This window comes from Thiomicrorhabdus heinhorstiae (assembly GCF_013391765.2).
GTDB lineage: Bacteria > Pseudomonadota > Gammaproteobacteria > Thiomicrospirales > Thiomicrospiraceae > Thiomicrorhabdus > Thiomicrorhabdus heinhorstiae.
This window is the reverse complement of record NZ_JACBGI020000022.1, coordinates 29,483-42,117: the sequence shown is the minus strand read 5'-3', so window position 1 is coordinate 42,117 and position 12,635 is coordinate 29,483. Positions and strand designations below refer to the sequence as shown.

Sequence of the window (12,635 nt, the reverse complement as noted above, 5' to 3'; positions counted from 1 at the left end):
GTCATACGCCACAGGGAACCTACTCTGTCACCTTTATGGCCTACGACAATCAGTGGGACTCCGCTGACCAGATCCCACAAAGAGCCGTCGATCAGGGAATCATTGATACTTACGGTTCTCTGGATACCAGCGTCGGCGGGAAGTCCAGCCGTTACAGTTTGTCGGGGCAGTGGTCGGGTAACGATGGCTGGTCGGCCAATCTGTATGCGATTCAGTCGAATATGAACTTATGGTCGGATTTTACCTACTATCTGGATAACCCAGCACAGGGCGATCAGTTTGAACAGGTCGATAAACGCTGGATTTACGGCGGTGAAGTCAAACGGGTTCTCCCTTTCGGCGGCAACTACTCGGGACAGGCCCAGTACGGAGCACAGTTCCGCTATGACGATATCGGTGAAGTCGCCTTGTATAACACACAGGACCGCACCAGGTTCAACACCATCCGTAAAGACAAGGTATCGGAAAAGTCGATCGGCTTATATGCCATGGCAGATGTTGATCTGACTCCGAAACTGAGTCTGATGGGCGGGGCGCGTTACGATTACTTTGCGGCCGATGTCGAGAGTGATTTGAGTGCCAACAGCGGCAGTGCCGGAGAAGGCATCGCCAGCCTGAAAGGCGGTTTGAGCTATGCCTTTAACGACGCCTGGGAAGCTTATCTGAATGCCGGGCAGGGCTTTCATTCAAACGACGCACGCGGCGCGACCATCGAAATCGATCCGCAATCCGGAACGCCGGTAGACTCGGTCGATCTGCTGGTTCGCAGTGTGGGTGCCGAAACCGGGGTACGTTTTTCGACTCCGGGATTGTTCAATGCCTCTCTGGCCTTCTGGTGGTTGAAACTGGATTCGGAACTGCTGTTTGTCGGCGATGCCGGGAATACCGAAGCCAGCCGTCCGTCGGAACGCTATGGGGTTGAGTTCGCCGGCTATTATCGCCTGCAAAAAAATGTGAACCTGGACTTTGAAGCCTCCTACACCGAATCGCGCTTTACAGATACGGTTGCCGGGGAAGGAAAATATATCGATGGTGCGCTTCCTGTCGTCGTTAGCGCCGGCATCAGTCATATGCCCGACCTTGGCTGGCGTCAGTCTTTGCGAATTCGCCATCTGGGCGCGAGACCTTTAACCAGCGATAACAGTGTGAAATCGAAAGACAGTACGGTGCTGAACGGGTCGATAGGTTATGCCTGGAAGAAGTGGCGCACGGAACTGGAAGTGTTCAATCTGTTGGGTAGCCGCGACCACGATATCGATTACTACTACACATCGCGCTTGAGTTTTGAACCGGCGCAAGGTGTTGATGACATCCATTTCCATCCTGTTGAGCCGAGAGCATTGCGCTTTAAAGTCAGCTATTTTTTCTAATGTCAAACTCGTTCAATCCGATCGCTCTAGCGATCGGATTTCTTCTTATTTAAAGTTCAATTCCTCAGTTTGCCCGATCTTTTTTCAGGGGATTTAATTTCTTGAGGCGATAATTTTGTTCTATATAGTGAAAATTTGCACATGGTTGGTGCGAAATCGCTCCGTTATTCGCTGTTAATGAATGGTTATTACTTTTTTTAATTTTGTTAATAATTTATTTTTCTATTAAAAATCAATGGTATGTATTATTTTTGTATGCGGTATTGCGTATTGGATGTTTTAGAAATGGCACAGAAAATGTTTAGTATCTGCTCGGGCATTATGTTAAGAATTCGATGCATGAGTTAACGATGTTCGACAGATGCGAAGTTTGGTTCAACAGTGTGATGTAGCCAAAATTTAGCCGAGGCCCGATCCAAATTTAATCAATGTGAAATGGAAACGATGGAGTAGCAGAAGATGAGACATGGAGATATCTCTTCCAGTAATGATACGGTTGGTGTTGCGGTTGTAAACTACAAAATGCCGCGCTTGCATACCAAAGCCGAAGTGCTTGATAATGCGCAGAAAATTGCGGACATGATTATTGGTATGAAGCAAGGTTTACCAGGTATGGATCTGGTTATTTTCCCTGAATATTCTACTCACGGGATTATGTATGATGCCAAGGAAATGTACGACACCGCTTCGGCTATTCCTGGTGACGAAACGGCTATTTTTTCCGAAGCCTGTAAAAAAGCCAAAACCTGGGGGGTATTCTCTCTGACGGGAGAGCAGCACGAAGAGCATCCTAATAAAGCGCCTTACAATACTCTTATTCTAATTAACGATCAGGGTGAAATTGTTCAGAAATACCGCAAAATTATGCCGTGGTGTCCGGTGGAAGGCTGGTATCCGGGGGATAAAACTTACGTCACCGAAGGGCCTAAAGGCATGATGATCAGTTTGATTATCTGTGATGACGGTAACTACCCTGAAATCTGGCGTGATTGCGCCATGAAAGGGGCTGAATTAATCGTTCGTTGCCAAGGTTATATGTATCCGGCTAAAGAGCAGCAAGTTATGGTTTCTAAAGCGATGGCTTGGATGAACAATACCTATGTTGCGGTTGCTAATGCCAGTGGTTTTGACGGCGTCTACTCATACTTCGGTCACTCTGCAATCATCGGTTTTGATGGTCACACTTTGGGTGAGTGTGGTGAAGAAGATTACGGTATCCAGTATGCCGAGCTGTCTGTTTCTCAGATCCGTGACTTCCGCAAGAATGCACAATCTCAAAACCACTTGTTCAAGCTTCTGCACCGCGGTTATACCGGTAAGATTAATTCCGGAGAAGGCGATCAAGGTGTTGCCGCTTGTCCTTACGAGTTTTATTCAACCTGGATCAACGATCCGGAAAAAGCTAAAGAGCAAGTTGAGAAAATTACCCGTAAGACAGTCGGTACGGCGGAATGTCCTATCGACGGTATTCCTAACGAAGAGACCTCAACCGAGCATCGCTAAGCTCCTCTGATTGACGTTGTTTGCATGAGTTATAAAGTATTTTTAAATGATGTACAGCGTCAACTGGAACTTACCTTATTAGCATTTTTGGGGCACTCGTTCAGAGTGCTTCCGCTAACAGATTTTCAGGTGGTGCCTGCTGTAAGAGCGGGCACTCTCTTTCTTCCCGAATTCATTAAGGCTGATACAGAGAAGGCAGCCCGGCAGAGTTTTTTGAGTGCCGCCCTTCATGCTGCAGCCCATCTTATCTATTCCAGTCCGCAAGATTCAAACGGGTTGAATAACCGCCAATTAGTACTGATTTCACTGCTTGAAGATGCGCGTGTCGAAGCTCTGTGCTATCAGCATTTCCCTGGTATACAGTCCCTTTTCCGCAAGCGTTTTCAGAAAGAGCCTTCCAATACGTTACTGTTTGAAGAAATTGCCTATGCAGTTGCCTATGCGTTAGTGAACGGTGAAAAGACTTCGGAAAATCCTTTTGTTACTAAAGCCGTGCACCTGTTTGATCAGGCTTTTGCCGAAGATCCGCACGATCCATCTCTTTTCAGAGCGGTTGGTCTGGCCTTGGCTAACGATATCGGGCAGATGCGAATCAGCATGAACGAACGAGATGAATTTTCGCTGGTTGACTATCGTGACGACAATTCCTATTTATGGAATACCTTTGAAGAGGTCGCTACCGAGACAGGTCAGGCCAACGAAGTCGAAGAGCCTGTCAGCGTGACCGGTGTCGGTTATGAAGAAGTTCAGGACGGTAAAGCGGTTTCCAGTTATAAGGAAGGTGAACTTGAAGTTGATGGCCTGGTTTTCTCTGCTGTTGAGGAAGAGGTTCAATCTACCTTGCTGAATCATGCTCCGACACATCAGATGTATTTGTATCCGGAGTGGGATTATAAGATCGCCCGTTGTAAGCAGCAGTGGTGTTCACTGGATGAAATTCGGCTGCACGAACAAAATTCGGACGAGCTTTCACAGCGCATTAACCGCTATAAAAGTTTCGTTAAAAAGCTGCAACATATTATTCAATCCTACCAGTCACAGATGCATCGCAGGAAAAAGCAGGAAGATGGAATTGAATTGGATTTCGAAGCGATTATCGATTATCTGGTCGAGCTCAAAAAAGGCGGAGCCGGTTCAGAGTCGCGCATCTATATAGACCATGTGAGGGAACGGCAACATGAGCTATCTTTACTGGTGTTACTCGACCTGTCCGAATCGATGAATGATCCGCATGCAGCAGGCGAGGAAAGTGTGCTGGACCTCACACTGGATTCAACCGTCGTCCTCTCCGAATTGCTGGATAGTCTCGGTCACTCGTACGCGATTCAAGGGTTCAATTCCAATGGCCGCGGCGAAGTGTCCTATTTTAACTTCAAGGACTTTGATGATGAGTCGGACGCCGCTCTAGCAACTTTGGGGCTGGCTGAGGCGGCCTATTCGACTCGGCTGGGGGCTGCGTTACGGCACGCATTTTATAAGATTGCCAAACGTCCTGAACGGCATAAGTTGATTCTGGTGATAACGGACGGCCAACCTTCGGATATCGATGTGTATGACCCGCAGTATTTAATCGAAGATTCGGCTGTTGCGGTAAGGGAAATTGAGGCATCCGGCTGCAAAACATTCTGTCTGTCTCTGGATAAGAATGCCGATCGCTATGTGCAGAAGATTTTCAGAAGAGGTCAGTTTGAGGTGGTTGAGCACGCGGAAAAATTGCCGCAGATATTGACAAAGCTTTATTTAAAGGTCTTTAAATCGTTTTTAGCCTGAATATGCCAACGGCTTCGGTTTTCTCAGGGCATAAAAAAGCCCCGGTATTTGAAAAAATGCCGGGGCTTTTGTTTATGCCTGCTTAGTGACTAATCATCCAAGGGCGCATGGAAGGGAACATTTTCTCACCATTTGCGGTCCACATTAGCTTGGAATCGCTCTTTTTGTGGTGATGCTGGCATCCACAACCGTGTTTATGCTTGTGCTTTCTTTCTGCATAAAACTTGCGCCGTTCTTCATCTTCCGCACGACTTTCCTTAGTCGACATCATCGGCTCGTGCTGAGCCTTCTCATTTCTTTCCATGGCGGCCTTTTTGTCAGGAGCCATATCAAGAATTTCCGGTGGAATCATTAGAACGCGCGGTGCAAGTACATTGCACTGCGGGCACGGCATAGGGTTAGAAGATTCATCCATGGTTGCTAACTCATGAAAAATTCCATGTTCTTGGCATTTATAGTCATAAACTGGCATAGGTTAAACTCCTTTAATTATTTCAAGTCTGGAGCGATCGGTACAGTTACGCTGTCGTCAACCTGTTTGGTTGGGCCTTCAGCATTCGGGTTAATGTCAAAGTCATAGACGCCGGTTGGCATCCAAAGTGTTGCGCTGGCGTTCGGAATGTCAACGGTACCACTGATATGCGCTTGAGTTGGAACCGTGCCCAATAGTGAGTAGACTTGTTCACCCGTATAACCGAATTTCTTCATATATTCGATGGCGTTCAAGCAAGCCTGTTTGTAGGCAACATTAACGTCCAGGTAGTGTTGTTTGCCTTCTTCATCGACCGAGATACCTTCGAAGACGACGTAGTCGTCGTAACGAGGAGTTAGTGGGCTTGGTTTGAAGATCGGATTTTTGATCGCATATTTGCTCATACCGTCTTTGATCAAGCTGACACGAAGATGAATCCAGCCGGCCATTTCAATCGCACCACAGAAAGTGATTTCACCGTCACCCTGGCTGAAGTGAAGGTCACCAACCGATAAACCAGCACCTTCAACATAGACCGGGAAGTAAATTTTTGAACCTTTGGTCAAGTCTTTGATGTCACAGTTACCGCCGTGTTCACGAGGAGGAACGGTACGAGCACCTTCTTTGGCCGCTTCTTTGGCTTCATCCGGTTTCATTTGGCCCATATGAGCGGTTTCTGCATACGGAAGAGTTGCAAGAGCAGGAACGCGATCAGGGTCTGTATCATAAAGCGCTTTTTCACGCTCATTCCACTCTTTCAACATCTCTTTGGATGGCAAGCAACCGATAAGACCTGGGTGCAATAGGCCAGCGAATTCTACACCAGGAATGTGGCGTGATTTAGTCATGATTCCGTTGAAATCCCAGATGGTTTTTTGTGCATCAGGGTAATGATCAGTAAGGAAGCCACCACCGTTATTTAGAGAGAAAAGACCGTTGAAACCCCAATTGCTTTCTTCAAGTGTACCGATATCAAGGATATCGACTACTAGAAGATCGCCAGGTTGAGCGCCTTCAACGCCTACCGGTCCTGAAAGGAAGTGAACTTGTGAAAGGTCAACATCACGAATATCTGATGCATCATCATCGTTTTTGATTTGTCCACCAGTCCAATCGTAGCATTCCAGGATGAAGTCATCGCCAGGCTTGACTGTTGCAGCCATTGGAATATCTGGGTGCCAACGGTTATGAATTTGCTCATTCTCGTAGGCGGACTTTGAAAGATCGACTTTGATTATCGTTTCAGCCATTTTAAAAGCTCCATTGTGGTTGTGAGAAAACTGCTAAATTAAACAGACAGGAATTTAGCGACCTGTTCTTCGTCGACTTCGTCTCTAGGTTGATCATGAATGATTTTCCCTTTCTCGATGACGATGATTCGATCTGCAACATCCAGTGCAAAACTTAAAACTTGTTCCGACACAATGATCGATAATCCTCGCGAGTCGCGAATTTCTTTTAGGGTTTGTGCCATCTCTTTGATGATAGACGGTTGAATCCCCTCAGTAGGTTCATCCAGCAGCAGAACATCCGGGTTACTTGCCAGAGCGCGTGCGATTGCAAGCTGCTGCTGCTGACCACCCGAGAGGTTACCACCGCGACGTTTACGGAAGTCGCGCAGGATAGGGAAGATGTTATAAAGGTCTTCCGGCACCTGAGTTTCCTTCGTCGTCGTCAATCCGGTTTCGATGTTCTCCTGAACCGTCATGGTTGAGAAGATCATTCTTCCCTGCGGTACAAATCCAAGTCCTGAAGCAACACGTTCGTGACTCTTCATGTGAATGAGTTCTTTGCCGTTCAGTTCGACTGAACCGGACTTGGATGGAATCATGCCGATCAGTGATTTCATCAAAGTGGTTTTACCCATCCCGTTGCGTCCAAGTACCGCAATAATTTCGTTCTCTTTCAAAGAAAGATTTAATCCTTTTACGACCTCGCTTTCACCGTAGGCCACGTGCAAATCTTTAATTTCCAACATTCGCTCTACTCCTTAATGACCTAGGTAAACTTCAATGACTTTAGGATCTGATTGGACATGCTCCATCGATCCTTCAGAAAGAACCTTGCCTTGATGCATTACCGTGACGCGGTCAGCAATTTCTTCAACGAAGTGCATGTCGTGTTCGATAACCAGTACGGAACGGTCTTTAGTGATTTTTTGCAGAAGGGCAGCGGTTTGCTTACGCTCGGATACCGACATACCCGCGACCGGTTCGTCAAGCATGAGTAACTCAGGATCCTGGATTAACAGCATGCCGATCTCTAGCCACTGCTTTTGTCCGTGGCTCAGCAAGCTGGCTTTGCTCAGCAACAGCTCTTCCAGGAAAATCATTTCGGCAATCTCATTTACCTTGTCGATAACTTCCTGATCTCGATTGAACGTCAGGGCCCCGAATACTTTCTTTCCACGAGGATAAGAAAGTTCAAGGTTTTCAAAAACCGTCAAATCTTCATAAATCGACGGGTTTTGGAATTTTCGTCCGACACCGGCGTGAACGATTTCATGTTCTTTAAGCTTAGTTAGCTCTTTGCCTTTAAACTTGATGGAACCTTCGGTCGATTTGGTCTTGCCGCAGATTAGATCAAGAATGGTGGTTTTACCGGCTCCGTTAGGGCCGATAATGACGCGGATCTCTTGCTCTTCGATGTAGAAGGAAACGTCATTCACGGCTTTGAAACCATCGAATGAAACAGTCAAACCTTCAACACTGAGTACAAAATCTTTTTGTTGATACATGGTTTTCTCCAAATTTCCTTTTACTCTGCTTTCTCTTTTTTGAACCATTTGTCGAGTTGTTTATCGACTTTTGGCTGAATGTAGGTCTCGTATAGACCCGCCAGACCTTTAGGGAATGCCATTACAACCGCGATGAATAGCGCACCCATTGCAAACAGCCAGATCTCAGGATAAGACTCCGACAAAATGGTTTTGGCCCAGTTGACCAGTAGCGCTCCGTATACTGCACCAATGATGGATAGGTTGCCCCCGACAGCGGCAAAGATGACCATTTCAATTGATGGCACGATCCCGATTAGTGATGGAGACATGAAACCTACCTGTAGGGTAAACATCGCTCCACCGATTGAGGAGAAGATACCTGCGATACAGAAGATAAAGATTTTAAAGTTTGAAACATCGTAGCCTGAGAAGCGTACACGGTCTTCACTGTCACGCATTGCCACAAGTAGGCGTCCGAGTTTACTTTTTCGGATGTATTGAGCAACGACCAGTACCGCTAATAACAGGAATGCATTAACAAAATACAGAACGTATTTAGCCGAATCGGTACGAATATCCCAGCCAAGTAGCGTTCTCAAGTCGGTGATCCCGTTAACCCCGCCGGTATAACCCTGCTGACCGATAATAAGGATGGTCATGATGGCAGCAATCGCCTGGGTAATGATTGCAAAGTAAACCCCGCCGACGCGGCGTTTAAACATCGCAGCCCCGATAATGTAGGCGAAAATGGCCGGTACGACGATGATAGCGACAACCGTGAAGGTGAAGCTGTGGAAGGGCTCCCAGAACCATGGCAGAGCGGTTAACTGGTTCCAGTCCATGAAGTCCGGAATCCCCGGGGTTGACTGAATTGCAGTATTCTCCGGGGTTGAGGCTTCCAGTTTCAAGAACATGGCCATGGCATAGCCGCCGATACCGAAAAAGACGCCCTGTCCAAGACTCAGAATCCCTCCAAGACCCCATGACAGAACCAGGCCGATTGCAACGAAGGCGAAGGTCAGGTATTTACCGATCAGGTTCAAACGGAAGATGTCGAACAGGATCGGCAATAGAACCATAAGTACGATCGCCAGAACAATAAATGAAAGTACATCATTTCTCGGGGTTAATGATTTGAATTTACTTTGTAACATCATTCCTCCTATCGACGTACTTTAAGTGAGAATAGACCTTGCGGACGCAACATCAGGATTACGATAACAACCAGAAGCGTCAGCACTTTTGCCATGGATCCACTTAAGAAGAATTCCAGAATGGATTGCGCTTGTCCGATCGAGAACGCTGAAGCGACGGTTCCCAGCAAACTTGCTGCACCACCAAATACTACGACCAGGAAGGTGTCTACGATATAAAGCTGTCCAGATGTCGGACCGGTCGAACCGATCATGGTAAAGGTTGCACCGGCGATCCCGGCGATCCCGCACCCAAGTGCAAAGGTAAAACGGTCAACACTTGCGGTGTTGATCCCAACTGCACCGGCCATAGCTCGGTTTTGAACTACTGCACGGGATTGCTTGCCTTTTCTGGACTTTTGTAAGAAAAGGTAGACGCCAACAGTAATGAACAGGGTAATGCCCATGACGATCATTCCGTTGATCGGAATTTCGATGGCATCCGTCAGAGAGTAAGAACCCATCATCCAGTCAGGGAGGCTGACACCTACTTCACGGGTACCAAAGATTGTGCGATATAGCTGTTGCAGAATCAGACTGAGACCCCAGGTTGCTAACAGGGTGTCAAGCGGTCTTTTGTAAAGGTGGCGAATCAGCGACCATTCGACGAAAGCACCGAGAAGAAAGGTTCCGATAAAGGCAAAAATAATGGCGATAAAGAAATAGATACCAAACAGCTCAGGAAGGAAAGTGGAAAAAAAATTCGAAGTGAGGTAGGTGATATAGGCGCCAAGGATCATAAACTCCCCGTGTGCCATATTAATTACCCCCATTTGGCCGAAAATAATGGCCAAGCCCAAGGCCATGAGGAGTAATACCGAGAAGAGTATTAGCCCTGAAAAGCCTTGCATCGCAAAAATTGAGCCTAACTCGGCCCAGGTATAGTCCGCAAACATTTAACTTTTCCTCCTGAAAGAGTGGAAGTGATTGATTTAATGAAAAAGTTTAAAAATGGTGTAAAGGTTTTATTTTTTTGATACCGCCTAATTAAATACTCTCCGAAAAGAGCATTTAATTAGGCGTGGCAACCCAATAATGAGGTTGCGCACGCGCAGGTTATTTATTGATCGATTATTGATAACCTTTAGGGAAAGGATTCGGTTCAATCAATTCTTTAGATTCGTAAACAACGTCAAATTGTCCATCGGCTTTAGCATGACCGATACGAGATTTTGACCACAAGTGATGGTTGTCATGCACTTTGACATAACCTTCTGGAGCGAATGGAATTTCGATGCCAGGTAGTGTTTTCTTGATAGCATCGATATCGAAAGATCCGGCTTTTTCAACCGCAGCTTTCCAGATCCAAGGACCAAGGTATGCAGCTTGGGTTACGTCACCGATAACGATTTTATCGCCCCACATTTTTTTGAAGGCAGCAACAAATTTCTGGTTGTTGTCATTCGGCAAGCTTTGGAAGTATTTCATCGAAGCATAAGCACCAACAATGTTTTCACCACCGATACCTAGGATTTCATCCTCGGTTACCGAAATGGTTAATACCAATGGTTTTTCCTTGGTCATGTCAATCCCGGCTGCTTTTAACTGCTTGTAGAAAGCAACGTTGGATCCACCTACAACATCCAGGAAGATAACGTCAGGTTTTTTCAGCTTGATTTTGTTGATTACAGAGTTGAACTGAGTATGGCCAAGAGGGTAGTACTCTTCACCTACAACTTTAAGACCTAATTTCTCGATATGTTTACGAGCGATTTTGTTAGAAGTACGTGGCCAGATGTAGTCAGAACCTAGCAAGAAGAATTTCTTTGCACCTTTTTCACGCACAACCCAGTTAAGACTTTCCAAAATCTGCTGAGTTGCTTCTTGACCGGTATAGATAACGTTTGGAGATTCCTCTAGCCCTTCATAGAATGTTGGGTAGAAAAGCATACCGTTGTATTGTTCAAATACTGGAAGAGCAGCTTTACGTGATGCAGAAGTCCAGCAACCAAATACAGCCGCTACCTTGTCGTTTACCAAAAGTTTTTTAGCTTTTTCTGCAAAGGTAGGCCAGTCACTAGCACCATCTTCTTGAATGTATTCAATTTTTCTGCCTAAGACTCCGCCCATCTCATTGATTTGCTCAATAGCTAACTTTTCCGCTTGTACGGAACCAGTTTCACTGATGGCCATGGTGCCTGTTACAGAGTGAAGAATCCCGACTTTAACAGTACTGTCTGTTACTGCCAGTCCGGTTGTGTTCGCTTCCGCTGCATAAGCAGTGGAAATAAATGAAGTTCCTGCAAGCGCAACTGCGGCTGGCAGAGTGAAAAGTGCTTTAAGAAGCTTTCGACGCATTGTAATTGGCGAAGTGTTCTTGTTCATAATGTTTCCTTGGATTGAGTGGTTGAAGAAATAATCCGCAGTAGCTAATAGCATCTGATGTGCCAGTTTATGTAATTTATTGATTTAAAATAAGAAAGCGTAAAAGTTATTACGTTTTATCTTTTTGTTATGCACATTCATGGTGATAATTTAATTTTATTGGTGCGAAAATTTTGTGTTGTGGACCGGGTTTGGAGTGGTCGTTGGTCTTACTTGATGCGGTTTTGTTCGTATGCTTTAGGGCGATTTTATGGGAAAGAGGCGGCTGTTTGATTTGCAGGTGGGTGTTTTCCAATTTGGTGCGTCATTTTGGACATTATGGCGAGGTGTAGTAAGTATTTTCTTATTAGTCTATTGAAATTACTGGTATTTATTGCATATGGATCTAAAATTGTTTTGTTTTTCGTATCCGTTGAGATCTTTTTTGTTGTTGGGTCTTTGTACCGGATTTAAATCTTAAATGAGTTTTTAACCGGCTTCTGGCCGGTTTTGTTTTTTAGCGGACAGGATTTTGCATGGTCTGCGGTTTTAAATACGTAAGACTTAGTCGTAAGGCTTAGTTTTATGAGCTTAATTTTTATAAAGATAAATCCGGTGATATAACGCTTGTAAATTTGGTATCGGGAGCTCTAGTTGAGCGTTTTATTTAAGTGATTGATTTTAATGTTGAATGTCGTAATTAAAAAAATACAAAAAATAGTGATATAGGATTGTTTCTTTTTTATTTGAGATGTATAATTCTGCACCTTGTTAATCCTTCCCCTTATTGCCCGTTAAACAGTAAGTGGGTGGAAGTCAATTCGTTGATTTGCGCTCTTTGGATTTGGATTATTATTAATTTAGGAACAAATTATGAAAACATTTGTTGCAAAGCCAGCCGAAATCAAACGTGACTGGTATGTTGTGGATGCCGAAGGTAAAACTTTGGGTCGTTTGGCTGCTGAAATCGCTTCACGTTTGCGTGGTAAGCATAAGCCTGAGTATACACCTCATGCTGATTGCGGTGATTACATTGTTGTTGTCAATGCTGAAAAAATTGCTGTTACCGGTAATAAGCGTAAAGATAAAATGTATCATCACGTAACGGGTTATGTTGGTCATTTGAAATCAACTAACTTTGAAAAGTTGATTGACAAGGCTCCAAACCGTCCGCTTGAGTTTGCAGTAAAAGGTATGTTGCCAAAAGGGCCTCTTGGTCGTGCAATGTTCAAAAAGTTAAAAGTCTATGCTGGAACTGAACATCCGCATGCGGCTCAACAACCAAAAGCATTAGATATCTAAGG

General features: G+C 45.3%; 11 protein-coding genes. 4 read left to right on the top strand and 7 right to left on the bottom strand.

Features of this window, described 5'->3' with window-relative positions:
- The 3 genes from H8792_RS09780 to H8792_RS09770 all read left to right on the top strand — a co-directional run.
- On the top strand, positions 1-1,370 hold a 1,370-nt coding region (locus tag H8792_RS09780), incomplete at its 5' end, for a TonB-dependent receptor (RefSeq protein WP_185978775.1).
- Between the two features lie 459 nt (positions 1,371-1,829).
- On the top strand, positions 1,830-2,873 hold the full coding sequence (locus H8792_RS09775; RefSeq protein WP_185978774.1) for an aliphatic amidase: 1,044 nt from the start codon (positions 1,830-1,832) through the stop codon (positions 2,871-2,873).
- Between the two features lie 213 nt (positions 2,874-3,086).
- Complete coding sequence (locus tag H8792_RS09770; protein WP_185978773.1) at positions 3,087-4,643, top strand: nitric oxide reductase activation protein NorD; 1,557 nt, start codon at positions 3,087-3,089, stop codon at positions 4,641-4,643.
- 82 nt (positions 4,644-4,725) lie between these two features.
- Here H8792_RS09770 and H8792_RS09765 read toward each other — a convergent pair whose 3' ends face one another.
- From H8792_RS09765 to urtA, 7 genes are all read right to left on the bottom strand, one after another.
- Positions 4,726-5,115 carry a zinc ribbon domain-containing protein gene (locus H8792_RS09765; RefSeq protein ID WP_185978772.1) on the bottom strand — a complete coding sequence of 130 codons (390 nt, stop codon included), beginning with the start codon at positions 5,113-5,115 and terminating at the stop codon, positions 4,726-4,728.
- Between the two features lie 17 nt (positions 5,116-5,132).
- Positions 5,133-6,365, bottom strand: coding sequence for a formamidase (fmdA, locus tag H8792_RS09760; RefSeq protein ID WP_185978771.1), 1,233 nt, complete (start codon positions 6,363-6,365; stop codon positions 5,133-5,135).
- 38 nt (positions 6,366-6,403) lie between these two features.
- Complete coding sequence (gene urtE / locus H8792_RS09755) at positions 6,404-7,093, bottom strand: urea ABC transporter ATP-binding subunit UrtE (protein WP_185978770.1); 690 nt, start codon at positions 7,091-7,093, stop codon at positions 6,404-6,406.
- Between the two features lie 12 nt (positions 7,094-7,105).
- Positions 7,106-7,852: an urea ABC transporter ATP-binding protein UrtD gene (gene urtD / locus H8792_RS09750; RefSeq protein ID WP_185978769.1), complete on the bottom strand. Its 747-nt coding sequence runs from the start codon at positions 7,850-7,852 to the stop codon at positions 7,106-7,108.
- A 20-nt stretch (positions 7,853-7,872) separates the two neighbouring features.
- Complete coding sequence (gene urtC, locus H8792_RS09745) at positions 7,873-8,988, bottom strand: urea ABC transporter permease subunit UrtC (protein ID WP_185978768.1); 1,116 nt, start codon at positions 8,986-8,988, stop codon at positions 7,873-7,875.
- A gap of 8 nt (positions 8,989-8,996) precedes the next feature.
- Positions 8,997-9,923 carry an urea ABC transporter permease subunit UrtB gene (urtB, locus tag H8792_RS09740; protein WP_185978767.1) on the bottom strand — a complete coding sequence of 309 codons (927 nt, stop codon included), beginning with the start codon at positions 9,921-9,923 and terminating at the stop codon, positions 8,997-8,999.
- 175 nt (positions 9,924-10,098) lie between these two features.
- Positions 10,099-11,352, bottom strand: a complete 1,254-nt coding sequence (gene urtA, locus H8792_RS09735) for an urea ABC transporter substrate-binding protein (RefSeq protein ID WP_185978766.1) — start codon at positions 11,350-11,352, stop codon at positions 10,099-10,101.
- Between the two features lie 852 nt (positions 11,353-12,204).
- On the opposite strand from urtA, the gene rplM reads away from it, so the two are divergent.
- Positions 12,205-12,633 carry a 50S ribosomal protein L13 gene (rplM, locus tag H8792_RS09730; RefSeq protein WP_185978765.1) on the top strand — a complete coding sequence of 143 codons (429 nt, stop codon included), beginning with the start codon at positions 12,205-12,207 and terminating at the stop codon, positions 12,631-12,633.
- Positions 12,634-12,635: the final 2 nt, after the last annotated feature.

Bases quoted from the DNA above. Each gene is read 5' to 3' on its own strand.
- H8792_RS09775 (WP_185978774.1), top strand. From the start codon at position 1,830: ATGAGACATGGAGATATCTCTTCCAGTAATGATACGGTTGGTGTTGCG.
- urtD (WP_185978769.1), bottom strand. From the start codon at position 7,852: ATGTATCAACAAAAAGATTTTGTACTCAGTGTTGAAGGTTTGACTGTT.
- fmdA (WP_185978771.1), bottom strand. From the start codon at position 6,365: ATGGCTGAAACGATAATCAAAGTCGATCTTTCAAAGTCCGCCTACGAG.
- urtB (WP_185978767.1), bottom strand. From the start codon at position 9,923: ATGTTTGCGGACTATACCTGGGCCGAGTTAGGCTCAATTTTTGCGATG.
- urtC (WP_185978768.1), bottom strand. From the start codon at position 8,988: ATGTTACAAAGTAAATTCAAATCATTAACCCCGAGAAATGATGTACTT.
- H8792_RS09765 (WP_185978772.1), bottom strand. From the start codon at position 5,115: ATGCCAGTTTATGACTATAAATGCCAAGAACATGGAATTTTTCATGAG.
- urtE (WP_185978770.1), bottom strand. From the start codon at position 7,093: ATGTTGGAAATTAAAGATTTGCACGTGGCCTACGGTGAAAGCGAGGTC.
- rplM (WP_185978765.1), top strand. From the start codon at position 12,205: ATGAAAACATTTGTTGCAAAGCCAGCCGAAATCAAACGTGACTGGTAT.
- urtA (WP_185978766.1), bottom strand. From the start codon at position 11,352: ATGAACAAGAACACTTCGCCAATTACAATGCGTCGAAAGCTTCTTAAA.